This window comes from Bradyrhizobium sp. SZCCHNPS1003 (assembly GCF_032381555.1).
Lineage (GTDB): Bacteria > Pseudomonadota > Alphaproteobacteria > Rhizobiales > Xanthobacteraceae > Bradyrhizobium.
The window spans coordinates 434,248-460,594 of record NZ_JAUHIU010000001.1 but is presented as its reverse complement, the minus strand read 5'-3'; the positions used below and the strand labels follow the sequence as shown (position 1 = coordinate 460,594).

General features: G+C 66.5%; 23 protein-coding genes. 7 read left to right on the top strand and 16 right to left on the bottom strand.

What is annotated here, in order from left to right; genetic code table 11:
- The first annotated feature begins 46 nt into the window (after positions 1–46).
- The 3 genes from QX126_RS02120 to QX126_RS02110 are packed head-to-tail and all read left to right on the top strand — an operon-like array spanning position 47 to position 2,555.
- Positions 47–529 carry a hypothetical protein gene (locus QX126_RS02120; protein WP_315779046.1) on the top strand — a complete coding sequence of 161 codons (483 nt, stop codon included), beginning with the start codon at positions 47–49 and terminating at the stop codon, positions 527–529.
- Positions 526–1,242 (top strand): class I SAM-dependent methyltransferase, encoded by a 717-nt coding sequence (locus QX126_RS02115; protein ID WP_315779044.1) that lies wholly within the window; start codon positions 526–528, stop codon positions 1,240–1,242. Before QX126_RS02120 ends, QX126_RS02115 begins: the two co-directional genes overlap by 4 nt.
- A complete protein-coding gene (locus QX126_RS02110; protein WP_315779042.1) occupies positions 1,242–2,555 on the top strand; it encodes a cytochrome P450 in 1,314 nt (437 codons plus the stop codon). Before QX126_RS02115 ends, QX126_RS02110 begins: the two co-directional genes overlap by 1 nt.
- A 12-nt stretch (positions 2,556–2,567) precedes the next feature.
- Here the strand turns inward: QX126_RS02110 and QX126_RS02105 are convergent, their stop codons facing one another.
- Positions 2,568–3,014, bottom strand: a complete 447-nt coding sequence (locus tag QX126_RS02105) for a nucleoside deaminase (protein WP_315779040.1) — start codon at positions 3,012–3,014, stop codon at positions 2,568–2,570.
- Between the two features lie 133 nt (positions 3,015–3,147).
- On the opposite strand from QX126_RS02105, the gene QX126_RS02100 reads away from it, so the two are divergent.
- Positions 3,148–5,259 carry a pseudouridine synthase gene (locus tag QX126_RS02100; RefSeq protein WP_315779039.1) on the top strand — a complete coding sequence of 704 codons (2,112 nt, stop codon included), beginning with the start codon at positions 3,148–3,150 and terminating at the stop codon, positions 5,257–5,259.
- Between the two features lie 9 nt (positions 5,260–5,268).
- A complete protein-coding gene (rsmD, locus tag QX126_RS02095) occupies positions 5,269–5,820 on the top strand; it encodes a 16S rRNA (guanine(966)-N(2))-methyltransferase RsmD (RefSeq protein ID WP_315779037.1) in 552 nt (183 codons plus the stop codon).
- 212 nt (positions 5,821–6,032) lie between these two features.
- Here the strand turns inward: rsmD and mutL are convergent, their stop codons facing one another.
- Positions 6,033–7,874 (bottom strand): DNA mismatch repair endonuclease MutL, encoded by a 1,842-nt coding sequence (mutL, locus tag QX126_RS02090; protein ID WP_315779035.1) that lies wholly within the window; start codon positions 7,872–7,874, stop codon positions 6,033–6,035.
- A 174-nt stretch (positions 7,875–8,048) separates the two neighbouring features.
- Here mutL and QX126_RS02085 point away from each other — a divergent pair, with 174 nt between their 5' ends.
- Complete coding sequence (locus QX126_RS02085; RefSeq protein ID WP_315779033.1) at positions 8,049–8,360, top strand: ribbon-helix-helix domain-containing protein; 312 nt, start codon at positions 8,049–8,051, stop codon at positions 8,358–8,360.
- A 193-nt stretch (positions 8,361–8,553) separates the two neighbouring features.
- Here QX126_RS02085 and QX126_RS02080 read toward each other — a convergent pair whose 3' ends face one another.
- The 11 genes from QX126_RS02080 to QX126_RS02030 all read right to left on the bottom strand — a co-directional run bounded on the left by QX126_RS02080 (position 8,554) and on the right by QX126_RS02030 (position 22,247).
- Positions 8,554–10,122 carry a GMC family oxidoreductase gene (locus QX126_RS02080; RefSeq protein ID WP_315779032.1) on the bottom strand — a complete coding sequence of 523 codons (1,569 nt, stop codon included), beginning with the start codon at positions 10,120–10,122 and terminating at the stop codon, positions 8,554–8,556.
- 36 nt (positions 10,123–10,158) lie between these two features.
- Entirely contained in the window at positions 10,159–10,707 is a 549-nt protein-coding gene (locus tag QX126_RS02075; protein ID WP_315779030.1) for a gluconate 2-dehydrogenase subunit 3 family protein, read from the bottom strand.
- A 49-nt stretch (positions 10,708–10,756) separates the two neighbouring features.
- Positions 10,757–11,152, bottom strand: a complete 396-nt coding sequence (locus QX126_RS02070; RefSeq protein ID WP_315754721.1) for a VOC family protein — start codon at positions 11,150–11,152, stop codon at positions 10,757–10,759.
- 1 nt (position 11,153) lies between these two features.
- The gene (locus QX126_RS02065) at positions 11,154–11,471 is read right to left on the bottom strand and encodes a c-type cytochrome (RefSeq protein WP_315779378.1); all 318 of its coding nucleotides are present in this window, start codon (positions 11,469–11,471) and stop codon (positions 11,154–11,156) included.
- A 447-nt stretch (positions 11,472–11,918) separates the two neighbouring features.
- Positions 11,919–12,338 carry an alternative ribosome rescue aminoacyl-tRNA hydrolase ArfB gene (arfB, locus tag QX126_RS02060; RefSeq protein WP_315736589.1) on the bottom strand — a complete coding sequence of 140 codons (420 nt, stop codon included), beginning with the start codon at positions 12,336–12,338 and terminating at the stop codon, positions 11,919–11,921.
- 1,167 nt (positions 12,339–13,505) lie between these two features.
- Entirely contained in the window at positions 13,506–14,885 is a 1,380-nt protein-coding gene (locus QX126_RS02055) for a pitrilysin family protein (RefSeq protein WP_315779028.1), read from the bottom strand.
- Entirely contained in the window at positions 14,885–16,270 is a 1,386-nt protein-coding gene (locus QX126_RS02050; protein WP_315779026.1) for a pitrilysin family protein, read from the bottom strand. Before QX126_RS02050 ends, QX126_RS02055 begins: the two co-directional genes overlap by 1 nt.
- 176 nt (positions 16,271–16,446) lie before the next feature.
- A complete protein-coding gene (locus QX126_RS02045; protein WP_315779376.1) occupies positions 16,447–17,112 on the bottom strand; it encodes a hypothetical protein in 666 nt (221 codons plus the stop codon).
- Between the two features lie 202 nt (positions 17,113–17,314).
- Positions 17,315–17,812 (bottom strand): signal peptidase II, encoded by a 498-nt coding sequence (gene lspA, locus QX126_RS02040; RefSeq protein ID WP_315779024.1) that lies wholly within the window; start codon positions 17,810–17,812, stop codon positions 17,315–17,317.
- A gap of 190 nt (positions 17,813–18,002) precedes the next feature.
- On the bottom strand, positions 18,003–21,050 hold the full coding sequence (ileS, locus tag QX126_RS02035; protein WP_315779022.1) for an isoleucine--tRNA ligase: 3,048 nt from the start codon (positions 21,048–21,050) through the stop codon (positions 18,003–18,005).
- A gap of 216 nt (positions 21,051–21,266) precedes the next feature.
- Positions 21,267–22,247, bottom strand: coding sequence for a bifunctional riboflavin kinase/FAD synthetase (locus tag QX126_RS02030; protein ID WP_315779020.1), 981 nt, complete (start codon positions 22,245–22,247; stop codon positions 21,267–21,269).
- A 267-nt stretch (positions 22,248–22,514) separates the two neighbouring features.
- Here QX126_RS02030 and QX126_RS02025 point away from each other — a divergent pair, with 267 nt between their 5' ends.
- Positions 22,515–22,910: a response regulator gene (locus tag QX126_RS02025; protein ID WP_315736595.1), complete on the top strand. Its 396-nt coding sequence runs from the start codon at positions 22,515–22,517 to the stop codon at positions 22,908–22,910.
- Between the two features lie 71 nt (positions 22,911–22,981).
- Here the strand turns inward: QX126_RS02025 and QX126_RS02020 are convergent, their stop codons facing one another.
- From QX126_RS02020 to QX126_RS02010, 3 genes are all read right to left on the bottom strand, one after another.
- Entirely contained in the window at positions 22,982–23,836 is an 855-nt protein-coding gene (locus QX126_RS02020; RefSeq protein WP_315736596.1) for a TIGR01459 family HAD-type hydrolase, read from the bottom strand.
- Between the two features lie 15 nt (positions 23,837–23,851).
- A complete protein-coding gene (locus QX126_RS02015; RefSeq protein WP_315779018.1) occupies positions 23,852–25,405 on the bottom strand; it encodes an EAL domain-containing protein in 1,554 nt (517 codons plus the stop codon).
- A gap of 346 nt (positions 25,406–25,751) precedes the next feature.
- Positions 25,752–26,312, bottom strand: a complete 561-nt coding sequence (locus QX126_RS02010) for a phage holin family protein (RefSeq protein WP_315779016.1) — start codon at positions 26,310–26,312, stop codon at positions 25,752–25,754.
- Between the last annotated feature and the right edge of the window lie 35 nt (positions 26,313–26,347).

Genomic DNA, 26,347 nt, shown 5'->3' with positions numbered 1-26,347 from the left:
TCGTTGAATTCCAGCTTTTTCAGATTTGGGGGTTACGATGGGGGTAATGATTAAAGATAGTACGACCCTTGATATTATCGTGCAGCTCAACAAACGGTTCGATGCTGATGCTTTGCCCGAAATGGTTGAGCTACAACGGGAGTTCGGGGTCTTCTCGCTGAAGCATGGTCTACAGCAGTCCTTTGCTTTGCTCGGAATCGTGCCTGCCGATTGGTCCGAGCGGCGGCGCTGGTACAAGTTTCTCGAGTTTCTCAAGACTTATCCGTCGGACCTCGCCAATGTTAACGGGCATGATCGAGTGATCCAGGCGTTCAAGGATGACCTCGAATCCGAAAAGCCGCTCCCCGTCTCGATCGTCTGTCATTCCGCGGCTGACGATCCGCGGGTAACTGTGTCCGAAGGTCGTCCGATCGTTTTTTCTCTCGACACGCACGTCATCATCTCGATTCCGACGACGCCCGGTCGTGAAGCACGCAAGCAGGCGGCTGAGACCGCCCGCACAAGGCGGGTCGAGAAACGCAAGAAATGACCGTGAGGGCGGGCAGCGTCGTCGGGGCCGATCATCTGTCGCTCGATGACATCTCCTCCGACGTCGACGCCTACTACACCGCATGCGTCGCGCGTCATGGCGCGACGCCGCGCGGAGTGGACTGGTCCTGCGAGGCGACGCAGGGCCTGCGCTTCGTGCAATTGATGAAGCTGTGCGATGTGTCGGCGCCGTTCAGCCTCAATGACATCGGCTGCGGTTATGGCGCGCTGGTGCCGTTTCTTGAATCGCGATTTGCGTCCTGTGAGATTGACTATCTCGGCATCGACCTGTCCCGCGCCATGATCAGCCGGGCGCGGCGCCGCTTCGCCGCCCCCTTGCGGCGCTTCGTCGTCGCTTCGGAGAGCCCGCGCATCGCCGACTATTCGGTCGCCTCCGGCATCATGAATGTCAATGTCGGCTATTCGCGCGACGCCTGGGAAGGCTACATCAAGGCCATGTTGCAGCGCATGTTCGCGACCAGCCGGCGCGGCTTTGCCGTCAATTTCATGCGAGCTGCCGCGGACGAGGAGCAGGAAGGCGATCCTGCCAAGGCGCGCCTGTATCGCACGACGCCGGACGTTTGGGCCACCCACTGCGAGCAGGAGTTTGCGGCGGCCGTCGAGGTCATCGGCAACTACGGCATGAAGGAGTTCACGCTCCTGGTGCGCCGCTTGCCTCATGCCGCGCCGTCGCAAGCGGGGCCCTCGCACTGATGTCGGCTGTTCCGTCGCTATCCTCGCGGACAGATCGCCGCAGCGCCGCCATCGAGCGCGCTGTGGACGTGCTGATCTCCTCGCGAGGTCACGCTGATCCAACGCGGCTGGAACGCGCCTGCGCGCTGCTGCGCCAGCGCGCGCCGCTGCATTGGGTCGAACGCCCCGGCGTGCGTCCGTTCTGGGCTGTCACGCGCTACGCCGACATCGTTTCGATCGAGACACGGAGCAATGAGTTTGCCGCGGGCCCGCGCACTTATCTTGCCAGCGAGACCGCCGAGGCCGTGCTGCAGCGTGTCACCGGCAAGCCGCAACTCGTGCGCGGCCTGACCGAGATGGATCCGCCGGATCATGGCGTTTATCGCGGCATCATCCAGGGCGCCTTCGCGCCGCCGGCCTTGCGCGCGATGGAAACCTGGCTGGCACAATGGGCAGCCGAGATCGTCGACCGGGTTGCTGCGCACGGGGACGCATGCGATTTCGCTGTTGACGTGGCGCTGCCCTTCACCTTCCGGGTGATCGGCCGCATGCTGGGCACGCCGGAGGCCGACGATGCCCGGCTTGCGTGGCTGGCCCAGGCCTTCGTGGGCGCCGAGGATCCGAAGCGCCGTCTGGCCGAGTCGCCGGGCGATACGATGCGGATGGCCATGCTGGCGCTGCGCGATTATTTCGAAGCCGTCGTGGCCGATCGGCGCGCCCAGCCGCGCGACGATCTCGCCAGCCTGATTGCGCATGCCGCGCCGCATGGCGCAGCGATGCCGCATTACGAGCTGATCTCCTACTTCATCCTGCTGGTCACGGCGGGCCACGATACGACGGCGCTCGCATTGGCCGGCGGCCTGGCGGCGCTGCTTGCAGTGCCCGAGCAGATGGTGCGGCTGCGGGCCGAGCCGGAGCTGCTCGATCCGGCGATCGAGGAAATGCTGCGCTGGACCTCGCCGGTGCGGCACTTCATGCGCACCGCGGTCCGCGACACCGAGGTCGCGGGGCAGCGCATTCGCGAAGGCGATGCGCTGGCCTTGTTCTTCCATTCGGCGAACCGCGACGAGGCCGTGTTCGAGGATGCCGGCGCGTTCCGGATCGATCGCAGTCCGAACCCGCACATCGCCTTCGGCCGTGGCCCGCACATCTGCATGGGATTGCAGTTGGCGCGGATGCAGATGCGGGCGCTATTTGCGGAGCTGCTGCGCCGGACCGAGCGGATCGAACTGGCCGGGCGGGTGCGCCGGGTGCGGTCGCCCTTCATGAGCGGCGTCTCCAGCCTCCCTGTTCGCATGAGCTTTCGCGCGCTGCGCAACGAGACGGCTGCATAGGCTGACCGAGCCTCATCGCCGCGCCTTGAAGAACTCCTTGAGCATCCGCGCCGCCTGTTGCTCGCCCACGGCCGAATAGACCTCCGGCGCGTGATGGCAGGTCGGCGCAGTGAAGAAGCGCACGCCCGACTCGACCGCGCCGCCCTTCGGATCGGCGGCCCCGTAATACAGCCGTCGGATGCGCGCGAAGGAGATCGCGCCGGCGCACATCGTGCACGGCTCGAGCGTGACGTAGAGGTCGCACTCGACCAGCCGCTCGCTGCCGACGACCTGGGCCGCCTGCCGCAGTGCCAGGATCTCGGCATGCGCGGTCGGGTCGCGGTCGGTCAAAGTGCGGTTGGCGGCGGTGGCGATCACCGCGTTGTTCCGCACCACGACGCAGCCGATCGGCACCTCGCCGGAAAGTGCGGCCGATTCGGCCGCTTTCAGCGCCAAATCCATGAAAGAAGGGCTGTTCATGGCTCGTCACGCCCGCCCAAGTCTGCTACTGGATCGCCCTTCAGCACAACCGGACCCCGATTTCCTGCGTGACATGCGCTGCTTCAGAAGCGCGCGGTTCACTCCTCGTCCTGCACCTCGAAGTGAGACCTTCATGCCCCGCACCACCGACAAAGACAACGATTCCCGCGGCCGCCGCGGCGGCGCCCCGCGGGGGCGGTCCGAGGGCGGCAAGGGACGCTCGGGCGCCGCACGCGGGCCGGAGAAGAAGTTCGCCAAGCGCGGTTTCGGCGACAAGGAAGCGGGTGGCCGGGGCAAGCGCGCCTTCGACGAGGGCCGCGCGCCGCGCCGCCGCGACGAGGGCGATGCGCCGCGCAAATCCTTTGGCGACAAGCCACGGTTCAACCGCGATGAGCGGCCGCGTGGCGATCGGCCCTATGCCGCTCGCCCGGCGCGGGACGGCGATGGCGAGAAGCGCGCCTTCAAGCCGCGGGGTGACCGGCCCAAATTCGATCGGGACGAGCGGGGCGGCGAGAAGCGTCCCTATACGCCGCGCACTGGTCGCGACGAGGCTCGTCCTGCCGGGCGATCGTCCGAGCGCAAGTTCGGCGAGCGCAAGCCCTACGCCGCGCGCGAGCGTGACGGTGACAAGCGGCCCTATACGCCGCGCGGCGAAGGCGCCCGCGATCGCAGCGACCGGCCGCGGGCGGAGCGCAGCTTTGGCGACCGTCCGTCGCGCAGCGGCGATCGGCCGGAGCGCAAGTTCGGCGGCGAAAGGAAGTTTTCCCGCGGTGCTGATGGCGATCGTGGCGAACGCAAGTTCGGGGCCGGACCGCGTGGTCCGCGCAAGGAATTTGGCGATCGTCCGGCCCGTGGCGAGAGCAAGCCGTGGCAGAAGCGCGGCGCGGAGGGAGATCGTCCGGAGCGCAGTGCGCGTCCGTCGCGAGAAGGCGGGCGCAGCTTTGACCGGCCGCGCACCGAGCGCAGCCGTGAGGATCGTCCCAAGTTCGACAAGCCGAAGTTCGACAGGCCGAAATTCGATCGTCCGCGTGATCGCGGCGACGACCGCGGCTTCGACAAGCCGCGTCGCCGTCCTGAGGGCCGCACCGATTGGCAGGAGCATCCGCGCAGCGAGCGCCGCGGCGGCGAAGGCTTCTCCGAGCGGCCGCGCCGCGACAACGAGGACGACAGCAAGGTCTTCGCCAAGCGCCCGGCGTTCGGCGGCCGCGGCGCCTATCGCGAGCGCAAGCCGGAGACGGACAAGCGCAGCCCCCGCGTCGCGGCCGAGCCGGCCGCGCCGAAGAAGGCGGGCGAGCGCATCGCCAAGGTGCTGGCGCGCGCAGGGCTGGCCTCGCGGCGCGACGCCGAGGAGATGGTCACGCAGGGCCGCGTGACGGTGAATGGCCGCATCATCAACTCGCCGGCGCTCGACGTCACCGAGAACGACGTCATCCAGGTCGACGGCGCGCCGCTGCCGGAGCGCGAGCGCACCCGGCTGTTCCTCTATCACAAGCCGCGCGGGCTGATGACGACGCACAGCGACCCGGAGGGGCGACCGACGGTATTCGACAATCTGCCCGAGGGCCTGCCGCGGCTGATCTCGATCGGCCGGCTCGACTTCAACACCGAGGGCCTGCTGCTGCTCACCAACGACGGCGGCCTGGCGCGCGTGCTCGAATTGCCGGACACCGGCTGGACGCGGCGCTATCGCGTTCGCGCCCATGGCGAGATCACGCAGGCGCAGCTCGATCAGCTCGCCGCAGGCGTCGAGGTCGACGGCGTCAAATACGGACCGATCGAAGCCACGCTCGAACGCGACCAGGGTGCGAACGTCTGGCTCGTGGTTGCGATCCGCGAGGGCAAGAACCGCGAGGTGCGCAACGTGCTCGCCCATCTCGGCCTCGAGGTGAACCGCCTGATCCGCGTCTCCTACGGTCCGTTCCAGCTTTTGGAGCTGCCCGAGGGCGAGGTGCAGGAGGTCAAGACGCGAGTTCTGCGCGAGCAGCTCGGCGAGAAGGTCATCGCGCAATCGGGCGCCGATCTCGGTCCAGCCGGCAAGGGCAATCGCGAGCCGTTGCCGGATCCGAAGCCCAAGCCGAAGCGCGAGGTGGTCGCCGATCGCAAGGGCCGCCGCGTGCTGGTCCAGCGTACCGGCAGCGACGAGGCGCGCGAGCGCCACGAGGCCGAGGCGCGCTTTTCTGGCCCGCCACGGCGGCCGAAGCGCGGCTATCACGGCAAGCGCGATATCACGCCGCAGGACGAGTAGGGCGTTGCGATGCGTGTCGTCGGTGGACGGCTGAGAGGCCGCAACATCGCTTCGCCTGCGTCGCGCGAGATTCGGCCGACGCAGGATCGGCTGCGCGAGGCGCTGTTCAACATCCTCGTCCACGCCTATGACGATCCGATCGAGGGCGCGCGGGTGCTCGACCTGTTCGCCGGCACCGGCGCGCTCGGCATCGAGGCTGTGTCGCGCGGCGCGGCGTTCACGCTGTTCGTCGACAACGGCGCCGAGGCGCGGGCGCTGCTGCGCAACAATGTCGAGGCGCTCGGCCTCGGCGGTGTCACCAAGGTCTACCGCCGCGATGCCACCGATCTCGGTCCTGCGCATCCGGTCGAGCCGTTCTCGCTGGTGTTCCTCGACCCGCCCTATGGCAAGGGTCTGGCCGAGAAGGCGCTGGCCTCGTTGCGCGACGGCGGCTGGCTGACGCCATCGGCGCTGCTGGTCGTCGAGGAAGCCAAGGCCGCGTTCAAGGTGCCTGAAGGCTTCAGCGAACTCGAACGCCGCGCCTATGACGACACCGAGTTCGTATTTTTGCGCAGCGCGTGATCCTTGCTCACTGTCGCCCCTGCGAACGCAGGGGCTCATAACCACGGGATCGGGTTGGGACGCGCGACGCTCGCGACGGCGTACTCGCACATCACTTCTGCTGCGGCGTATGGGTCCCGGGTCGGTGCCGCCGGACAACGCTGCGCGTTGCCGGTGGCTTGCCCGGGACGACAGCCAGTTTGTCGCTCTCGTCGTGCTCCAATTCGTGGCCGCTATCTCCTCCCGAACAGCTTCTCGACGTCGGCGAGCTTGAGCTCGACATAGGTCGGGCGGCCGTGGTTGCATTGGCCGGAGTTGGGCGTGTCCTCCATCTCGCGGAGCAGCGCGTTCATTTCCTCCGGCTTGAGGCGGCGGCCGGCGCGGACGGAGCCGTGGCAGGCCATGGTGGCGGCGACGTGCATCAGGCGGCGCTCGAGCGGCAGCGCCTCGCCCCATTCCTCCATGTGCTCGGCGAGATCGCGCAGCAGCGCGGATGCATTGATCTTGCCGAGCAGCGACGGTGTCTCGCGCACGGCGACTGCGCCGGGGCCGAAGGATTCAATCGCGAGCCCGAATGAGGCGAGCTCATCGGAGCGCGCGAGCAGCGCCTCGACTATGGCTTCATCGAGCTCCACGATGTCGGGGATCAACAGGATCTGCCGCTGCACGCCATGCGCGGCGAGCGAGGCCTTCAATCGCTCATAGACGATGCGCTCATGCGCGGCGTGCTGGTCGACGATGACAAGGCCGTCGCGGGTCTGCGCCACGATGTAGGTGTCGTGGATCTGCGTACGCGCGGCGCCGAGCGGGCGGTCGAGCAGGTCGGGCGCGGCCGGCTGCTCGTGCAGCCGCAGATCGGCGCGCGGCGTGCCGACGTCGAATGCGGACTGCGTCGACTCGGCGAGACCAAATGATGTGGCAGCGGGCGAGGGCGCGGCTGATGGGAACGAGCCGCCGAAGTGCGGCATCACGGGCGCCGACGGCGAGCGTTGCCAATCCCAATTGGCAGGCCGCGGCGGCGCGAAGGCCGGGCGGAACGCGGCGATGGTCGCGCCACCGTCATTGGCTGCGGTGCGGCGGCCCTCGCGGGCGAGGCCTTCCTTCAGCGCGTGAATGATCAGCGCGCGCACGAGGCCGGCATTGCGGAAGCGCACCTCGGTCTTGGCCGGATGGACGTTGGCGTCAACCTCGCGCGGGTCGAGCGTCACGAACAGCGCCACCACGGGATGGCGGTCGCGCGGCAGATAGTCGGCATAGGCTGCGCGCACCGCGCCGAGGATCAGCTTGTCGCGTACCGGCCGGCCGTTGACGAACAGATACTGTCCGAGCGCATTGGCCCGCGTCAGCGCCGGCGCCGCGGCGAAGCCTTCGATCATCACATGATCGCGCTCACTGCGCACGGCGATCGCATGGCTACGGAAGTCGGCGCCGAGAATGTCGCCAAGCCGCGTCAGCTGGCCCGGCGCGCCGGGCAGCGCGGCCGCCCAGGTCACCGGCGCGCGCTCCTCGCCGGCCAGCGTAAACGCAATATCGGGCCGCGCCATCGCCAGCCGCCGCACCACCTCGCGGATCGCCTCGGCCTCGGTGCGGTCGGTCTTGAGGAACTTCAGCCGGGCCGGCGTGGCGTGGAACAGATCGGCGACCTCGACGCGGGTGCCCTGGTTGAGCGCGGCCGGCACGATCGGAGACTTGTCGCCGCAATCGACCGCGAGCGCCCAGGCATGCGGCTCGCTCTTGTGCCGCGTCGTGATCGACAGCCGTGCCACCGAGCCGATCGAGGGCAGCGCCTCGCCGCGGAACCCGAGGGTGCGGATCTGCAGCAGGTCCTCGTCGTCGAGCTTCGAGGTCGCGTGGCGCTCGACCGCGAGCGCAAGATCGGCCGCAGTCATACCGCCACCGTCGTCGGTGATCGCGATCTTTCGCCGGCCGCCGCCATCGGTGAAGATGTCGATGCGGCTCGCGCCGGCATCGATCGCATTCTCGACCAGCTCCTTGACCACGCTCGCCGGCCGCTCGACCACCTCGCCGGCGGCGATGCGGTTGACGATCTGTTCGGGAAGCTGGCGGACGGGCATGGTGCGGCTCGGAGCGTTGATGCGACGCCGCTGTCGCGGCGCCACTTGTGTTGCCGGGAGAATAGCGTTTTTCACGCAGTGCGGCAGACGAATGCGGCGTTCTCCAACGGGATTGTGAGGCGGGCGGGGCCAGTATATCGTTTCGCAAAAATAACGATCAGCCGGAGGAAGCCCATGTGCCATCTGTTCGCACACCAGCCTCAGCGCGACTATGCATCGCAGACCCGCTCGTTGCGGATCGGCGGCCATAGCACCTCGATCCGGCTCGAAATGGCGTTCTGGGACACGCTCGAGGAGATCGCCGCCAAGGAGGGCATGAGCCTCGCCAAGTTCGTGACCACGCTCTACGCCGAGGTGCTCGATCATCACGGCGAGGTGAAGAATTTTGCGTCGCTGTTGAGGTGCTCCTGTCTGATCTACCGGGCCAAGGCGACCGCCACGCTGCCGGATTTTCCCGCGGCCGCGATCATGGACGCGGCGGAGTAGCCGCACGCCGGCTCTCTCGTCTCCCTCCCCCGCCTGCGGGGGAGGGCGGGGTGGGGGCGCCACATCAGTAGTCCCGCCGGAGCGTTCCCCCACCCGCATCGCATCTTTGATGCGATGCGACCTCCCCCGCAGGCGGGGGAGGCGCTGACCGAGTGTGGAGCGCCAAGTGTGCCCCATCGCACGACCTTGTCCCTCAGATCTCCTTCTTCTGCATCGCTCCCGCAATGTAGTCGGCCTGGCGGATCGCCAGCGCGACGATCGTCAGCGTGGGATTGCACGCCGCGCCCGTGGTGAACTGGCTGCCGTCGGAGACGAACAGGTTCTTGATGTCGTGGGTCTGGCCGAATTTGTTGACGACGCCGTCCTTGGCCTTCTCGCTCATCCGGTTGGTGCCGAGATTGTGCGTCGAGGGGTAGGGCGTGGTCGGATAGGTCACGGTGGCGCCGACCGCCTCGTAGATCGCCGAGCCCTGCTTGTAGGCGTGGGCGCGCATCGCGACGTCGTTGGGATGATCGTCGAAATGCACTGACGCCACCGGCATGCCGAACTTGTCCTTGGCGGCCGGATCGAGCGTGATGCGGTTGGTCTCCTGCGGCATGTCCTCGCCGACCAGCCACATGCCGGCCATGCGCGAATAGGTCTCCATCGCGGCGGTGAAGCTGCGGCCCCAGGCGCCGGGATTGAGGAACGCCGCCATGAACGGCAGGCCGAGCGACAAGGTCTCCATCTCGTAGCCGCCGACGAAGCCGCGCTTCGGATTGAATGCCGCCTCGTCGCGGACGATGCCGGCCATCGTGGTGCCGCGATACATGTGCACCGGGTTCTCGAACGTCGCATAGACGCTGCCGGTCATGTGCCGCATGTAGTTGCGCCCGACCTGGCCGGAGGAGTTGGCAAGGCCGTCCGGGAACATGTTCGAGGCGCTGTTGAGCAGCAGCCGCGGGCTCTCGATCGAGTTGCCGGCGACGGCGACGATACGGGCCTGCTGCAGCTGCATCTTGCCCTGGCTGTCGGCATAGACCACGCCGGTTACCTTGCCCGAGGCGTCATGCTCGATCTTGATCGCCATGCTGCCCGGCCGCACCTCGAGATTGCCGGTGGCCTCGCCCTTCGGGATCTCGGTGTACAAGGTCGACCATTTCGCACCGGACTTGCAGCCCTGGAAGCAGAAGCCGATCTGCTGGCAGGCGCCGCGGCCGTCGCGCGGCTGCGAGTTGATCGCCATGTTGCCGGTGTGCACGGTCTTGTAGCCGAGCTTCCGGGCGCCGGCCTCGAGCACCTTGAAATTGTTGTTGCCGGGCAGGCCGGGAATGTCGTTGGTGCGGGTCACGCCCATCTTGAACTCGGCCTTGGCGTACCACGGCTCCATCTCGGCCAAGGTCACTGGCCAGTCCAGCAGGCTCGTGCCGGGCACGCCGCCATAGGTGGTGCGCGCCTTGAACTCGTGCTCGTCGAAGCGCAGCGAGGCGCCGGCCCAGTGCACGGTGGAGCCGCCGACCGCCTTCACGATCCAGGCCGGCAGGTTGGCAAAGTCCTTTGCCACCCGCCAGGTGCCGGACGTGGTGCGCATGTCGGTCCAGGCGAGCTGGGTGAAGCTCTCCCATTCGTCGTTGATGAAGTCGGGAATCTCGTAGCGATTGCCGGCTTCGAGAATGACGACCTTGATGCCCTTCTGCGCAAGCTCGTTGCCCAAGGTGCCGCCGCCGGCCCCCGAGCCGATGATGACGACGACGCTCGAATCGTTCTGGTCGAATTTTGCCATGGTGGTGTCCTCCGTGTTTTCTGTTGTTCGCCGGCGTCAGGCTTTTGGCAGCCAGTCGATGTCGGAGAAGCCACGGTTGATGTAGCCGCCATGCTCGGCGGAGGAGCCCTCGTAGCCGAACTTCGGCCAGAGCTCCTTCTGATTGTAGAGCGAGACCACGAGGTCGCCGCGGATGGTCTTGAAGAAGGTGGTCTGCTCGATGCCCTGGAGCAGCGCGACGCGGTCGACCTCCCACGGCACCTGCGCATACGGCACCTTGTGGCGGTCCTTCGCGTCCTGGTCGAGCCGGGCGATGCCGTCATTGATCATCGCCTTGACGGCGGTATCTTCCGCGGCCTTGCCGTCCCACGGCTTGACCGCTGTGATGTAGTAGCGGTCGGCGAGGAAGTCGTGCGGGTAGATGTCGCGTGCGACCTTCACCAGCGTCTTCAGCGTCGCCGGCGTCAGCGCCTTGGCGTCCTCGGCCCAGGCATCGGTGACGCCGAGGCCGGTTGCGGAGGCCACCGCTGCGGCCGGCACGGTCGAGGCCGCGCCCTTGAGAAAGACGCGGCGGTCGTATTTGTTGCGGCGATCGACTTCTCTCATGGGTATCCTCCGTTGGTTTTTTGTTTGGTGTATTTTCGTGGTCAGCGGCTCATCCGAAGCGGCCGCCGCGCTGGATGACCTCGATCTTGTAGCCGTCGGGATCGGTGACGAAGAAGAAGCGCGCGAGTGTCGCACCATTGTGCTTGAAATCGCGCAACGGGCCTGGTGCCAGGTTCTCGCGCTCGAAGCGGGCATGCTCGGCATCGAGATCGTCGACCACGACAGCGAGATGGCCGTAGCCGTCGCCGAGCGTGTAGGGCTCCTTGCGGTCGAAGTTGACGGTCAGCTCGACCTCGAACGGCGACGACGGGTGGCGCAGATAGATCAGCGCGAAGCCGTCGAAGCGCAGGTTGTCGGCGATCTCCAAGCCAAAGGCGCGCGTGTAGAAGTCGAGCGCCTTGGCCTCGTCGAGCACGCGGATCATGGAATGAACGGGCTTTGCCATCTCAATTGTCCTTCAAATAGGTGATGATCGCGGCGCGCAATTCGGGCTTGGCCTGGCGATAGGCCATCACGGCGCCGGGGATCAGCTCTTGCGGATTGGTCAGCCAGGCGTCGAGCTTGGCTTCGTCCCAACTGAAGTCGGCCCTGGCGAAGCCGGCCGAATAGCGGAAGCCGTCGATCGATCCGGCGCGGCGGCCGACGATCTTCGATAGCGGCGGTCCCTGTCGCATCGGTTCGCCGCTGCTCAGCGTGTGGCAGACGCCGCATTGCTGCTTGAACAGGGTGGCGCCGTCGGCCGGCTTGGGTGCGGGCAGCGCCATCTGCGCCGAGGCGATCGTGGTGCTCAGCACCGCGCCAACGAATGACCCGCACAGAAGAGGCGCATATCGCGCCGCACGCCGTCCCGACATTGGTCCTCGCTCTCAATTTTTTCTGAGCGTAGGTCGCGGTCGGAGCGTCGTGGTAGTAGCCGGCTGTTTCAGTGAGAACAAAGCATGCGCAGGTGTTTGCGGTGCGCAAGGTGCGTCAGCAATGCAGACTCATCGTCATGGGGCGTCGTGCGGTGTGGTGGGGACGGGCGTGGTGCGATCTTATCTTCTGCCTCAGCACCAGCGTCATTCCGGGGCAAGGCCGCAGGCCTTGAACCCGGAATCGCGCGTTTGGCTGGCGCTCATTCCCACCCATCTCGGGATTCCGGGCTCAATCGTCGATGCGCGGCGGCGCATCGACGATTGCCCCGGAATGACGGTGGGTGTGATGCAGCCCAACTAATCGTCGAAGCGACGCCCGCCGCGTCCCGCTTTGACGTCGCTGCGGATCTTCTTGCCTTCGAGCCGGCGCTGCTTCGAGCCGAAGGTCGGCTTGGTCGGGCGCCGCACCTTCGGCCTGATCATCGCCTCCTTCAACAGCGCCACCAGGCGGTCGATCGCATCGGCCTTGTTGCGCTCCTGGGTGCGGAAGCGCTCGGCCTGGATCACGATGACGCCGTTCTTGGTCATCCGCTGGCCGGCCAGCCGCGCCAGCCGTGCCGCGGCATCCTCGGGCAGCGTGATCCGGGTCGTGTCGAAGCGCAGCTGCGCCGAGGTCGACAGCTTGTTGACGTTCTGGCCGCCGGGTCCGGAGGCGCGGACGAACGAGATCTCGATGTCGTTCTCGTCGATGGCAAGGTCGCGGGAGATCCGCAGCATGGGGCACCAGGTGGAATCGAGGCTTTCGCGCACCATAGCGGGTTTAGGGCCGGTGTGCGCGGGTTCGCACCATTGCGTCGCGGGTTGGCCAGGGGCCGGTGCGAAACCCTCCACTGTCATCCCGGCGAACGCCGGGATCCATAACCCCAGGGAGAAGTTTGAGGCAGGCTGGTCGTTGACACCTCCCGCATCACGTCGGCCGCGGAGTGTGGGTCCCGGATCGGCGCAGCGCCGCGCTGGCGCGCGTCGCCGCTTGTCCGGGACGACAGCGGTGGGGGTGGCGGATTCACGGCTCAAACAGCAGGTGTCGATCAGCTCAGCCATGACGCTGCGTTCTCGCGGCATCTCATGCCCGAGGTCTGCGATCAGTTCGTCCCTCTTGAAAGTGCAGAGGGTGCGGGGAATGCCGGGCGCTGGCCGCACCCATGGCCCGCCTGCGAAAAAAATGCAGGCGGCAGGTACCACAGGTTCAGCCGAGACATCCCGGCATTCCCCGCGCGGTGGTCTTCACGCTTATACGCAGTCTCCCTGGTGCGCCGGGCTTGTTGGCCACCATGATCCACGCGGCGCGTTAGCGCCGTCGCGAACGTGACACCAGCGTCGGGGTGTCAGGACCCTGCGACTTCACGTCCGCAAGCGATCGTTCGTCCGCGTCCTCGCAAGAAGACGCTGCGACCTCTCGCGGCCACCGCATCCCCGCCTCGCGTGTCGTGACGATCGCGCGCAACGCCCCTCCGCAGTGAGGCGGGATGGCGGAGAAGAACATGATTTCCGAAAAATAGCAAGATAATTATTGTTATCGGAAGTCGACGCGCGGTCCTCCGCTGTCGTCCCGGGCAAGCCGTCAGCGACGCGAAGCGTGGCTGACGGCGCCGACCCGGGACCCATACGCCGCAGCCGACGTGAGGCGGGAGGTGTCAATGACCAAGCTGCCTCAAACATCGCCCTGGGGGTATGGGTCCCGGCTCGAGGCCGGGACGACACCGATGATGTGGCTCCGGCGGTCGTCAGCCGCGAACATTCGTCATGGCCGGGCTTGTCCCGGCCATCCACGTCCATCGAGGGTCCGGAAAGACGTGGATGGCCGGGACAAGCCCGGGCATGACGACGTCACTAATCGCCATTGTGCATTGCTGAAAACAGGGCGACGCGAGCGCCGCGCCCCGCTCAGTTCGTCTTGGTCACCGGCGCCGTCGCCGGTGCCTGCACTGGCTCGGCCGCGGCCTGCGGGGTGCGGCCGACGACCGCCGTCAGCAGGCCCTGGCTCCAGAGCTGCTTCGCCGCCTTCTTGGCGTCGTCCAGGGTCACGGCCTTGACGATCTCGCTGCGCTTCTCGATGTAGTCGATCGGCATCTTGTCGAGTTGATATTGCAGCATCGCCTGGGCGAGCTTGGAGGAGGTGTCGAGCGCCAGCATCTGCGAGCCGTTGATGTAGGACTTGGCCTCGTCGAGCTCCTGCTGGGTCGGGCCTTCCTCGGCCATGCGGCGGATCTCGCCCTCGACCGCGGCGATGGTCTCGCCGGCGCGGTCGAAGCGGGTGGCGGTGTTGCCGATGAACAGCGCGGAGTGATCCATCCACAGCAGCGCGTCATAGACCGAGTAGGCGAGGCCGCGCTTCTCGCGCACCTCCTTGTAGAGCCGCGACGACAGGCCGCCGCCGCCGAGGATGTGGTTGACGACATAGGCCGCCATGAAGTTCGGGTCGTGGCGGCGGATGCCGGGTCCGCCGAAGGTGATGACGGTCTGCGGCACGTCGAGCGAGACGAGGACGCGCTGCGGCGGCTTGGTGGCGATGACGTCAGGCACCGGCGTCAGGGTCGCTTTCGCCGGCAGCGCGCCGAAGGTCTGGTCCAGCAGCTTGCCGAGCGTCGCCGGATCGACGTCGCCGACGACGGCAACCTTCAGCGTGTCCTTGGCGAGAACGCGGCCGGTGTAGTCCTTGAGATCGTCGACGGTGATCGTCGGCACGCTGTCCAGCGTGCCGTTGGACGGACGGCCGTAGGGGTGGTTGGGGAAGGCGAGCTCGAGGAACTTGCGGCCTGCCAGCGAGCTCGGGTTGGTGGTCTCGCGGCGCAGGCCGGAGATCACCTGCGAGCGGATGCGCTCGACATCGGCGCTGTCGAAATGCGGCGAGGTCAGCGCGGTGCGCAGCAGCTCGAACGCCTCGTCCTTGTTGTCGCGGAGCATGCGCAGCGAGCCGCGGAATTGATCGCGCGATACCTGGAAGCTGAGCTCGATGGCGCGGCGGTCGAGCCGCTCGTGGAAGGTCTTGGAGTCGAGATCGCCGGAGCCTTCGTCGAGCAGGTCGGCGACGAGATTGCCGACGCCGGGCTTGCCAATCGGATCCTGTGAGGCGCCGCCCTGGAAGGCGTATTCCATCGCGATCAGTGGCACGGTCGCGTCCTGCACGAACCAGGCCTCGATGCCGCCGGGCGAGACCAGGCGCTGGATCTTGGTTGCGGCCTGTGCAGCCGACGTGACGGCGAGCGCTGCGGCAGCGACGGCGAGCGTGCAGGCGAAGCGGCGCGCGAAGGTCATTGTGTTCATCACGACCGCTTCTCCTCGCGCTTGGCCGCATTGTCCTTGATCAGATAGCCGGTCACGGAGCGCTTCTTGTCGAGCCACTTCTGCGCCGCTGTGCGCACCTGCTCGGCGGTCACGGCGCGAATGCGATCGGGCCAGCTCCGGATGTCCTCGATGCTCAGTCCCGTGGTGAGGCCGCCGCCATACCAGCGTGCCATCGTGGCCTGGTTGTCCTGGGCGTAGATCGCCTCCGCGATCAGCTGCGTCTTGACCCGTTCGAGATCCTCGGCGCGAACCGGGTTCTGCGCCAGCTCGGCGATCACGCTGTCGACCACCGCCTCGACCTGGGCGAACTCCACGCCGGGTCTCGGCGCGGCCGCGACCGAGAACTGGCTCGGATCCAGCGAGGTGCCCTGATAGGACGCGCTGGCGCTGATCGCGAGCGACTTGTCGATGACGAGCGCGCGGTAGAGATAGGAGTTGCTGCCGTTGCCCATCAGCTGGGCCAGCACGTCGAGCGCAGCGGATTCACCGGGCGCGGCCGTCGTCGCCGACGGCACCAGGTAGAAGCGGCGCATCGAGGGCTGCTCGACATGCGGGTCGGCCAGCGTGACCGTGCGCGGCGCCACCGGCTGCGGCTCCTGCGGCCGGAGCCGGTGCGCGGGAATGTCGCCCTGCGCGGGGATCTTGGCGAAGGTCTGCTCGACCAGCGGACGCACTTCCTTGGCGTCGGTGTCGCCGGCGATGATGAGGATCGCATTGTTGGGCGCGTAGAAGCGGCGATAGAATGCCAGCGCATCCTCGCGGCTGAGCTTTTCGATCTCCGGCTTCCAGCCGATCACCGGGCGGCCATAGGGATGATTGACGTAGAGCGCCGCCATGACCTGCTCGTTGAGCCGGGCTTCCGGAGAGTTGGCGACGCGCATGTTGTATTCTTCGAGCACGACGTCGCGCTCGGGCAGCACGTTCTCGTCCTTCAGCACGAGGCCGGTCATGCGGTCGGCCTCGAACTCCATCATCTTGGGCAGTTGGTCGCGCGGCACGCGCTGGAAGTAGCCGGTGTAGTCGACCGAGGTGAAGGCGTTCTCGTTGCCGCCGATCTTGAGCACGGTCTTGGAGAACTCGCCGGCCGGATGCTTCTCGGTGCCCTTGAACATCAGATGCTCGAGGAAATGGGCGAGGCCTGATTTACCGGGCGTCTCGTCGGCGGAGCCGACCTTGTACCAGATCATCTGCGTCACCACGGGGGTGCGGTGATCCTGGATCACGACGACCTGCAGGCCGTTGGGGAGGGTGAAGCTGGCAGGGGGCTCGGAGGCGAACGTCGTTTGCGCCGAAGCGCCGGCCGTGAACGCAATGATGGAGACGAGCGCGGCGGCGACGGGAATGAACCGGTGCGAGGACATCATGATCCTTCTGAAGGCCCGCGGGGAGGGGCGATCGGGTTTGAGCGCAGCATGCTACATCGCGCCGGACGGAGCCCGACGTCACAAAGCGGCGATGGCATGGTGCCGCCGCGAGACATTAAATTTCACTAATGCCGGCAAACGCGGCAAGTCCGGGGGGCTCCGGCGAGCAGCCGCCCTCACCGTTCCTTGCCGGTCATGATGTCCATCTGCTTGCCGGCGATCGGCTCCTGCTTGCCGGTGCCATAGGCATAGCTCGACGACGGCGTCTGATAGCCGGGCGGCGGCTGGGTCAGGCTCTCGCGCTGCGGCTCGCTGGTGAACGGCTTGGTTTCGCTGTCGCTGCCCTTGAACATGCCGAACAGGCCGCCTTTGAAGCCGAGCTGAGACGGGCTCATCATCGGGTTGTTGCTGACGCCGGGCTGGATCGGCTCGGTCGGCTTGGCGGCGGCCGTCCGCCCCATCTTCATCTCGGCCGGGGTCAGCGGGCGGGCCGCATTGACCGGATCCTTGTTGTCCTTCTTGCGCGCGGCGGCCGCGGCACGGCGCTGCTGCTCGTCGGGGTCCTTCGGCCAGTTCGGGGCATTGGCCTGGGTCGCGGCAGCCGGCGGCGGCAGATCGAGCTTGGGCGGCACGACGAGCGGCGAGCGCTCGCGATAATTGATGGTCGGCGTCTCCATGTTGGTGCCGCCGAGGCCGCGCATCAGGTTGTCGACGATCTTCTCTTCGAAGGTCTTGTCGTCTTCCTCGTCCTCCTGGGCACGGGCGACGCCCGCGGCCATGATGACGCCGATGCAAAGCGCAGCCGCCGACAGGCGCAGAGCGCGAAAGGCCGCGTGGGTCATGATCCGGCCGCTGACTTCGGTCTTGCGCATGGCTTTCCCTGTCCTCGCTTGTCCAGTGCTCGTGCTCCGACGAACCGGCCGCGAACCCACCGATTGCGATCCTCGATTCGACGGGGGCCGTCCAGGCATCGCGCCGATCTCGAAAACGTGAAGATCATCAGGCTCTTGACCCTGGATCGGCACCGGCCGGTATCGACCCGGATCAGGGCGCTTTTGCGGCGGGAGCCCCGAAGAAGGAGTCATACAGCAGGCCCGCCACCCCGGCAACGATGGCCACGTCGGCCATGTTGAAGATGTACCAGTTGTAAACCGTGCCGCCGATCTGGATGTGGAACAACGCGAAATCGACCACCGCGCCATAGGCCAGCCGGTCGATGCCGTTGCCGATGGCGCCGCCGATGATCAGGCCGAGCGCGGCCGTCGCCAGCTTGCTTTCCGCGCGCGCCATCCAGATGGCGAGGGCGACCACCGCGACGGCCTTCACCGCCATCAGTCCATATTGCGCCAGCGCGCTCTCGCTCTGCAGCCAGCCGAAGCTGATGCCGATGTTCCAGGCGAGGTAGAGGTCGAAGAACGGGGTGATCCTGACCGTGCCGCGGTTGGGCAGGTCGAACACGTACAGCAGCCACAGCTTGGAGGCCTGGTCGATGACCAGGGTGGCGAAACCGGCGATGAGGCCGAGGCGGAGGCGGGAGGTCATTGCGTGATGGCGATCATGCCGGGCCACTCGCGGCAAACACCGCTGTCGTCCCGGCGAAAGCCGGGACCCATACCGCGGATGGCCAATTGTTGGAAAAGGCTCTGGGTCATCTGTCTTTGTCTACAAAGGGCGCCGGTGGTTATCCCCGCGTTCGCGGGGACCACAGTTGTGGGTGTCGTACCAGCGAGCCTCACACGCTGACCCCGCGCGCCTTCCACTCGCGCAGCGCCTGCGCGTCGCGCGGGGAGACGTCGGGGTACTCCTTGTCGTCGCCGACGCTCTCCAGGATCTTCCAGGAGCGGGCGCACTTCTTGCCCACGGCCTTCTCGACGACGACCGCGACCCCTGGCACGGCATCGAGCCGGAACGCATCGGCCGGTGCGTCGCCTTCGCGGACCTCGTAGTTCGAGGTGATGCAGACCTCGGCGAGGTCGGTATCGAACAAGGTGCCGAGCAGCGCGCGATCGGCCACATAGATGATCGGCGACGCTTCGAGCGAGGAGCCGATGGTCTTGGCGGCACGCGCGAGCTCCAGCGCCCCGGTGACGACGCGGCGGATGTTGCGGATGGTCTCCCACTTCGTCGCCAGATGATCGTCGCGGTACTGGTCCATCGCATCCGGGAACAGCGTCAGATGCACCGACGGCTCGGCGTCGGGGCGGTACATCCGCCACGCCTCGTCTGTGGTGAAGGACAGCACCGGCGCCAGCCATTTCAGGACGGTGTCGCAGATCAGGTCGATCGCGGTGAGCGCCGCCTTGCGCGCCACCGACGACGGCGGATCGCAATACAGCGTGTCCTTGCGGATGTCGAAATAGAACGCCGACAGCTCGGTGTTCATGAACGCCGCAAGCGACGCGATCACGGTCTTGTAGTCGAACGCGGCATAGGCGCGGCTGATGACCTCGGCCTGCTGCGACAGCTGATGCAGCATCAGCCGCTCCAGCTCCGGCATGTCGGCGAAGGCGACGGCATCGCTGCGCTTGTAATGATGCAGCGTGCCGAGCATCCAGCGGATGCTGTTGCGCAGCTTGCGGTAGGTCTCGATGGTGTTCTTCAGAATCTCCGGGCCGATGCGCTGGTCGTCGGCGTAGTCGGTGGCGCAGACCCACAGGCGCAGGATGTCGGCGCCGGAATCCTTGATCACCTTCTGCGGCTCGACGGTGTTGCCGAGCGACTTCGACATCTTGCGGCCGTTCTCGTCGAGCGTGAAGCCGTGCGTCAGCACCACGTCGTAAGGCGCGCGGCCGCGGGTGCCGCAGCTCTCCAGCAGCGACGAGTGGAACCAGCCGCGATGCTGGTCCGAGCCTTCCAGGTACATCACGGTGTCACGGCCGCCATCGACCTTGCGCCTGATGCCGGCGAGGCCGGGGAAGTGCACGGGGTCTTCGAGCACGAAGGCATGGGTCGAGCCGGAGTCGAACCAGACGTCGCAGATGTCGTCGACCTTCTTCCAGTCCTCGTTGGCGCGTGACCCGAGGAAGCGCTCGCGCGCGCCGTCGGCATACCAGGCGTCGGCGCCTTCCTTGGCGAAGGCATCATTGATGCGGGTGTTGACGGTCTCGTCCTGCAGGATCTCGGCCGAGCCGTCGCTTTTCTCGCGCACGAACACCGCGATCGGCACGCCCCAGGCGCGCTGGCGCGAGATCACCCAGTCCGGGCGGTTGGCGATCATGCCGTTGATGCGGTTCTGGCCGGCGGCCGGCACCCATTGCGTCACGGAGATGGCGCGGAGCGCGCGGGCGCGCAGCGTGTCGCCGGATTTTGTCTTGCCGTCATTCGCAATGTCCTTGTCCATCGCGATGAACCATTGCGGCGTGTTGCGGAAGATCACCGGCTTCTTGGAGCGCCAGGAGTGCGGATACTGATGCTTCAGGCGGCCGCGCGCGAGCAACTGGCTTGCGTCGGTCAGCGCCTTGATGACGGCCTCGTTGGCGTCGCCCTTCTCGCCCTTGTCGTTGATGACGCGCTTGCCGGTGAAGCCGGGCGCGTGATCGGTCAGCGCACCGTTCTCGTCGACGGTGTAGGGGATGGTGGTCGCGATGCCGCGGCTATCGAGCTCGCGCGCATGCGCCATCCAGACGTCAAAATCCTCGCGGCCATGGCCGGGCGCGGTGTGCACGAAGCCGGTGCCGGTGTCGTCGGTGACGTGGTCGCCAGGGAGCAGAGGCACGAGGAAGTCGTAGCCGCCCTTAGACTTTAGCGGATGTGAACAGATCACTTCTGCAGTTGGGATAAAGTCGTCGACGCGCTCGTAGGATTCGACTTTTGCTGCTTTGAAAACTTCCGCGGCTAGTTTGTCCGCCAAAACCAATTTGTCGCCCGCTTTTGCCCAATTGCCGTCCGGTGCGGCCGTAACGCGGTACAGCCCGTAAGACACCTTATGCGAGAACGCAATTGCCCGGTTTCCTGGCAAGGTCCAAGGAGTAGTTGTCCAAATCACGATGGATACATTGTCTAGACCGAATTTCTGCAGCGCTTCGGTGCCGTGCAGGAATTCGGGCAGATTCCGTTCCTTGTTGTGGACAGCAATGTATTCAACCGGAAACTTCACCCACACCGTGTCGGACTGATAGTCCTCGTACTCGACCTCGGCCTCGGCCAGCGCGGTCTTCTCGACTACGCTCCACATCACCGGCTTGGAGCCGCGATACAGGGTGCCGTTGGCGGCGAACTTCATCAGCTCGCGCGCGATCTGGGCTTCCGCCGGATAGGTCATGGTGGCGTAGGGATGATCCCAGTCGCCGATCACGCCCAGGCGCTTGAACTCCTCGCGCTGCACGTTCAGCCAATGATCGGCATAGGCGCGGCACTCCTTGCGGAACGCGACCATGGCGGCGGAGTCGCGGAAGTCGGGCTTGGTCTTGCCCTTCTTGCGGTAGTTCTCCTCCTCGATCTTCCACTCGATCGGCAGGCCGTGGCAGTCCCAGCCGGGGACATAGTTGGAATCGTGGCCGAGCATCTGCTGGCTCTTGGTCACGACGTCCTTGAGGATCTTGTTCAGCGAATGCCCGATATGGATGTTGCCATTGGCATAGGGCGGGCCGTCATGCAGCACGAATTTCGGCCGGCCCTTGGCGGTCTCGCGCAGCTTGCCGTAGAGGTCGATCTCGTTCCAGTATTTCAGGATCTCCGGCTCGCGCTGCGGCAGGCCGGCGCGCATCGGAAATTCCGTCTGCGGCAGGTAAAGGGTCTTTGAATAGTCAGGAGCGTCGGACTTTTGCGGCTTTTCGGACATCGTGATCTGGCTGGCTGAGAGATGAGGCGCTGAGACGCGATTTCGATCGCGGGCGGCGGAACGAGCAGAGACATCCCGGTCTTGCGCCGAGCTCAAAGCTCAGGCGGAAGCCGGGCCGCTAATGCCGATGATGCGCCGTATCAACATGGGGCTTCCTCTTAGCAGGGGGCCTGCGAAATCGCAAAGCGATCGTGCGCGCACTGTCCCTGGAGCGGGCTAGCCGATCTCGCCGAGCCGGGGGAAGAGGCCGGCACGGGCCGCCAGCAGGGCGCGGGCCTTGGCGCTGTCGGCGTCCATCTGCCGGATCAGGGCCTCGATGGAGCCGAATTTGGCCTCCTCGCGGATGAAGCCGATGAAGGCGACGTCCAGGACCTCGCCATAGAGGCTGCCATGGAAGTCGAACAGGAAGGTCTCGAGCAGCGGCGCACCATTGTCGAAGGTCGGCCGGCGGCCGAAATTGGCGACGCCGTCGATCAGCACCCGGTTCGCGCCGCGGCCGCGGCCGACCCGGACGGCATAGATGCCGTGGCGAAGCCCGCAATCACGGTCGAGCCGCATGTTGGCGGTGGGGTAGCCGAGGTCGCGGCCGCGCTTCTCGCCGTGGATCACCTCGGAGCTCACGAACCAGGGGCCGCCGAGCATCGCGGTCGCCTCGCTGACCTGGCCCTCCGCCAGCGCCTCGCGGATCGCGGTCGAGGACACCGGCCGCTCGTCGATGTCGACATGGGCCTGGATGTCGACCTCGATGCCGAGCTTGGGGGCCTCGTTGGCGAGCAGGCTGGGCGAGCCGACGCGGCCCTTGCCGAAATGAAAGTCGTAGCCGACCGCGATTCCGGCGATCCCCAGCCGCCCGATCAGGTCATGGTGAATGAAATCCTGCGCCGAGGTCTGGGCGCGGCCCTTGTCGAAGGCCATCACCACGGCGCCGGCAAGGCCGGTTCCGGCCAGGAGCCGCAGCTTGGCGGTCTCGTCGGTCAGGCGGAACTGCGGGGTATTGGGGCTGAAGAAGCGCCGCGGATGCGGCTCGAAGGTCAGCGCCAGCGCCGGCCGCCCCTTGGCCTTGCCCATGTCGATCGCCGCCTCGATCACGGCCCGGTGACCGAGATGGACGCCGTCGAAATTGCCCATCGCCACCACCGCGCCCCTGAGGATGTCCGACGGCGGGGTGGAATCGCGGATGATCTTGAAATCGGGCATGTGACGGAAATATCTCGCGGATTTCGGTGGGCCGCCGTCTGGCGGCGTTGCCCTCGACCGTGGGCGGCCGGCCCCGCGAAGTCAAGCCGAAGGGGTTCCTCCGCTCATGCAGCGCAGCAATAGCGACATGCAGACGCAGCGCAGTTAACGCGCTGTTTAACGGCTGATGCTACTGCTCGGAGCGGATGGCGGGGTCGGTTACGACCCGTGCCGCAACAGCGTTTTTGTAACAGTCTGCGCGTTGTGTTCGCGTCTGGGGGAGTCAAGATGGCGGTTGATTTGACGATGCCGGTGCTCGTCGTCGACGATTACAGCACCATGATCCGTATCATCAGGAATCTTCTCAAGCAGATCGGGTTCGAGGACATCGACGATGCCAGCGATGGCTCGATGGCGCTGAACAAGATGCGCGCCAAGAAATACGGCCTCGTGATCTCGGACTGGAACATGGAGCCGATGACCGGCTACGACCTGCTCCGCGAGGTCCGTGCCGATCCGAACCTGGCGACCACGCCGTTCATCATGATCACGGCGGAATCCAAGACCGAGAACGTGATCGCGGCCAAGAAGGCCGGCGTGAACAACTATATCGTCAAGCCGTTCAATGCCGCGACGCTGAAGACCAAGATCGAGGCGGTGTTCCCGGACATGGCGACGGCCTGAAGCCCGCCTGATCCACTCCCACAGGACAGACGCCCGGCACTCGGCCGGGCGTTTTTCGTTTCAGGATCTGTTCACCACTTCAATTCGCGCATCAGCGCGCGGGGCGGGTGGCCGAACAGCTCCTTGACCGAGGCCGGGTCGAGCTGCTCGACGCCGGCGAACTCCTCGGAATGGATGCCGCGGGTCACGAACAGGCAGTCGATGCCGAAGCCGTGCGCGCCGGCGAGATCGGTGCGCACGGAATCGCCGATCGCGAGCACCTCCTCGCGCGCCACCGGCCGGCCGGCGTGCTGCTCGGCCAGCATCATGGCGCGCTCGTAGATCGGTCGATGCGGCTTGCCGTAGAAGATCACCTCGCCGCCGAGCTCGCGGTAGAGCTCGGCGATGGCGCCGGCGCAATAGATCAGCCGGTCGCCGCGCTCGACCACGATGTCCGGATTGGCGCAGATCAGCGGCAGCCTGCGCTCGCGGGCGCGCAGCAGCATCGGCCGGTAGTCCTCGGCGGTCTCGGTCTCGTCGTCGTAGAGGCCGGTGCAGATGATGTAGGAGGCTTCCTCGAGAGGCGACAGCGCCAGGTCGAGACCGCGATGGATGGAATTGTCGCGCTCGGGGCCGAGCCAGAACACCTTGCCGCCGGGATGATCGGCCACGTAGTGGCGGGTCAAATCGCCGGAGGAGACGATGGCGCTGTAGACCTCGTCGGCGACGCCGAGCTTGCGCAACTGGCGCTGGACCGAATCGGCCGGCCGCGGTGCGTTGGTGATCAGGATCACCGTACCGCCCTGGCGGCGAAAGTGGTGCAGCGCGTCGCAGGCGTCGGGGAAGGACTCCAGCCCGTTATGGACCACGCCCCAGATGTCGCTCAGCAAAACCTGCTTGCGGCCGACAAGATCGCGCAGCCGCTCTTCGAAGCGGAGAACGGTCATGGCAGGCGGCTGATCTCAGATGGTGCCGGCGACACGGCGGGCGAGGGCGGCATTGCCGCTGCGCGTCGGAGCGTTGGTGTGTGACACGTCGAGAGAGGTGGTGCCGGCGGCATTGGGGTCCTGAATCTTGATGTCCTGCCCGCCCGATGGGCCGGCGGCGGCATCGCCGGTAGCAGATGCGCCCTCCGGTCGCAATGGGCGGGGCGGCGCGAACAGGAAGCCCTGGCCGAAGCGGACGTCGTAGTCGAGCAGATCGACGACGCTGTTCTCGCCTTCGATCCGCTCGGCGATCAGGTCGATGCCGAAGCGGCCCAGCAGATCGGAGAGATCGGTTGGATGAATGTCCGAGGCCGAGCTCTGCTTGGGGTCGAGCAGCAGCACGGCCGGAACCTTGATGAAGCGGACACCGCGATCAGCGAGCTCGCGCGGCTCGAACCGGAGGTCGGTGACGTGGTCGATCGAGAAGCGGTAGCCGCGCTGCGCCAGGGCCGCGAGGTGCTCGGTCTCGGTCGGGCCCAGGCTGCGAAAGGTCGACTGCTTGAATTCGAGCACGAAGGACGGCGCCAGAGCGCGATTGGCTTCGAGGAAATCGAGGCATTGTGAAAAGTTTGCAGGGCTGCTCAGGGTGGCCGAGGAGATGTTGCAGAAGATGCCGACGTCCTTGTTGCGAACCATCAGGCGGCGAAGCACCTGGACGCAGCGAAGCAGGACCATGTGGTCGATGCGCCCGACCAGGCCGGCGGCCTCCGCGATGCCGATGAAGTCCTCGGCCGCGACCACCTGATCGCGCTCGTCGCGTAGCCTGGTTACGGCCTCGTAGAAGCGCACCTTGCGCTGCGGCAGCGTTACCAGTGGCTGCAGATAGATGTCGAGACGGTTGTCCTCGATCGCGCCTTTGACGGCAGCGAGGATCTGCGGCTGGCTGCGCGGCACGGCGGGGGCAACCGGCGCCGACGGAGCTGGCGTCGTGATCTTGGAGGCTGCTGGCACGGCAGCGACCGCCGGGGCCTGCGGTTTGGAGGTCTCGGCCACCTTCTGCTCGAAGCCGCTCGACGGCAGCGCGTTCATCTCGAGCGCGCCGCTGGAGGAAGCGGTCGCCGGGAGCGGACGATCGGCGTCGCGAACCGTGCTGGCCCCAGCTCCCGGTGGTGTTGCCGGCGGGATGGCCGCGATCAGGTCCTCGTGCTGGGCCACGGTGACGGCGAGCTGCTTCATCAGTCCGCCGAGCTCATTGATCTCGCCGATCACACCCTGCAGGCGATCGGCGCTGACCGAACTCGACGACACGATGCGTCCCTCGACCGCCGACAGCCGCCGGCCGAACTCGGCGACCTGGCGCGCGAGGTCGGCGGTGCCGCGTGACAGATCGGCGATCTGGCTGCCGACATCGGTGCGGTCGCGCAGTCGCATCGACACGGCGTTGTAGAGAATCAGGAAGGTCAGTGCGGTGAGCGCGACGATCGCCGATTCCGAGCCACTGATACCGGCCACCGAATACAGGATCAGGCCGAGCGAGGCCGCGACCAGAACCATACAAACGGCAATGAAAATCGTGGAGATACGGATCATGCTGCGCGGCGCTCCCAACCGAACGCAACCTTAGCACTTCTGTTGATTCGCGAGGATAGTGGGCGGGATTCAAATACCGGGAGACGCCGATGATTTCTCGTCTGCGTGTCATTTACGCAAGTTCAGCTCGGCAAGCGGAGTGTCATCGTAGTGTCGCGGGTCCGTAGAACGCCGGAGTACGCGCCGTGCGGATTCCAGACATCTTCAGACATGCTCGCGACGCCCTTCGCCTAATCGGCGCATGTAGGCGCTCCAGGAGCGGCAGCGATCCCGACGCGGATCAGCTCAACTGAGCCGGTTGTGCTTCGATGTCCGTCGAACCGCGCCTGTCGCTGTCCGGGCAGGCTCACTTGCTGCGGTGACGCCTGCGCAGGGCGGCCACGCCGAGCAGCAGTGCCGCAACGGCGACACCGACGGGCACGTTGACCCGTCCGAGTGCGCCCGCAACTCCGCTCGCGTGATTCGGCGACGTCGATGACGGCGCCAAGGGGATGGTGTCGGGATCGATCTCGTCCGCATCGGGTTCCTGGGCCACCGGCGCGGCGATCGCCACGCGCAGCCGGCTGGAGAGTGAAGGATAATGCGGCGACGGGCTGCGGAGCTTCACCGCGGCGATGATCGCGCAGATCACCGACAGCGCGACCAAGATGCCGCCGACCACCGCGAACGCGGTGAACAGGCCGTAGGTCATTTCCACCCAGCGGAACAGCGCCGTCAGCCCGACAATGCAGGCGGCGATCAGGAAGACGCCCGCAGTGGCGAGCATCCCGGCCGCGACGGCGTAGGACGTCACGGTGCCGGTGGCCTGTCGCGCGCGATCACGTATGTAGGACTGGGTCGCGCGCTTGACGCGGTTGAGCCTCTGCTCGAGTCCCAAGCGCAACAGCTCTCCTGGCGGTGCAAGCATGCGCGACCTCCGACAATCCGTTCGCCGCGCAAACC

Excerpts from the sequence above, each read along its gene's own strand:
- QX126_RS02115 (WP_315779044.1), top strand. The coding sequence starts at position 526 with ATGACCGTGAGGGCGGGCAGCGTCGTCGGGGCCGATCATCTGTCGCTC.
- QX126_RS02100 (WP_315779039.1), top strand. The coding sequence starts at position 3,148 with ATGCCCCGCACCACCGACAAAGACAACGATTCCCGCGGCCGCCGCGGC.
- QX126_RS02120 (WP_315779046.1), top strand. The coding sequence starts at position 47 with ATGATTAAAGATAGTACGACCCTTGATATTATCGTGCAGCTCAACAAA.
- QX126_RS02065 (WP_315779378.1), bottom strand. The coding sequence starts at position 11,471 with ATGGCGCTGCCCGCACCCAAGCCGGCCGACGGCGCCACCCTGTTCAAG.
- QX126_RS02025 (WP_315736595.1), top strand. The coding sequence starts at position 22,515 with ATGGCGGTTGATTTGACGATGCCGGTGCTCGTCGTCGACGATTACAGC.
- QX126_RS02045 (WP_315779376.1), bottom strand. The coding sequence starts at position 17,112 with ATGACCCACGCGGCCTTTCGCGCTCTGCGCCTGTCGGCGGCTGCGCTT.
- QX126_RS02020 (WP_315736596.1), bottom strand. The coding sequence starts at position 23,836 with ATGACCGTTCTCCGCTTCGAAGAGCGGCTGCGCGATCTTGTCGGCCGC.
- arfB (WP_315736589.1), bottom strand. The coding sequence starts at position 12,338 with ATGCTGCGGATCTCCCGCGACCTTGCCATCGACGAGAACGACATCGAG.
- QX126_RS02080 (WP_315779032.1), bottom strand. The coding sequence starts at position 10,122 with ATGGCAAAATTCGACCAGAACGATTCGAGCGTCGTCGTCATCATCGGC.
- rsmD (WP_315779037.1), top strand. The coding sequence starts at position 5,269 with ATGCGTGTCGTCGGTGGACGGCTGAGAGGCCGCAACATCGCTTCGCCT.
- ileS (WP_315779022.1), bottom strand. The coding sequence starts at position 21,050 with ATGTCCGAAAAGCCGCAAAAGTCCGACGCTCCTGACTATTCAAAGACC.
- QX126_RS02015 (WP_315779018.1), bottom strand. The coding sequence starts at position 25,405 with ATGATCCGTATCTCCACGATTTTCATTGCCGTTTGTATGGTTCTGGTC.
- mutL (WP_315779035.1), bottom strand. The coding sequence starts at position 7,874 with ATGCCCGTCCGCCAGCTTCCCGAACAGATCGTCAACCGCATCGCCGCC.
- QX126_RS02055 (WP_315779028.1), bottom strand. The coding sequence starts at position 14,885 with ATGAACACAATGACCTTCGCGCGCCGCTTCGCCTGCACGCTCGCCGTC.
- QX126_RS02110 (WP_315779042.1), top strand. The coding sequence starts at position 1,242 with ATGTCGGCTGTTCCGTCGCTATCCTCGCGGACAGATCGCCGCAGCGCC.
- QX126_RS02010 (WP_315779016.1), bottom strand. The coding sequence starts at position 26,312 with ATGCTTGCACCGCCAGGAGAGCTGTTGCGCTTGGGACTCGAGCAGAGG.
- QX126_RS02050 (WP_315779026.1), bottom strand. The coding sequence starts at position 16,270 with ATGATGTCCTCGCACCGGTTCATTCCCGTCGCCGCCGCGCTCGTCTCC.
- QX126_RS02105 (WP_315779040.1), bottom strand. The coding sequence starts at position 3,014 with ATGAACAGCCCTTCTTTCATGGATTTGGCGCTGAAAGCGGCCGAATCG.
- QX126_RS02030 (WP_315779020.1), bottom strand. The coding sequence starts at position 22,247 with ATGCCCGATTTCAAGATCATCCGCGATTCCACCCCGCCGTCGGACATC.
- QX126_RS02085 (WP_315779033.1), top strand. The coding sequence starts at position 8,049 with ATGTGCCATCTGTTCGCACACCAGCCTCAGCGCGACTATGCATCGCAG.
- QX126_RS02075 (WP_315779030.1), bottom strand. The coding sequence starts at position 10,707 with ATGAGAGAAGTCGATCGCCGCAACAAATACGACCGCCGCGTCTTTCTC.
- QX126_RS02070 (WP_315754721.1), bottom strand. The coding sequence starts at position 11,152 with ATGGCAAAGCCCGTTCATTCCATGATCCGCGTGCTCGACGAGGCCAAG.
- lspA (WP_315779024.1), bottom strand. The coding sequence starts at position 17,812 with ATGACCTCCCGCCTCCGCCTCGGCCTCATCGCCGGTTTCGCCACCCTG.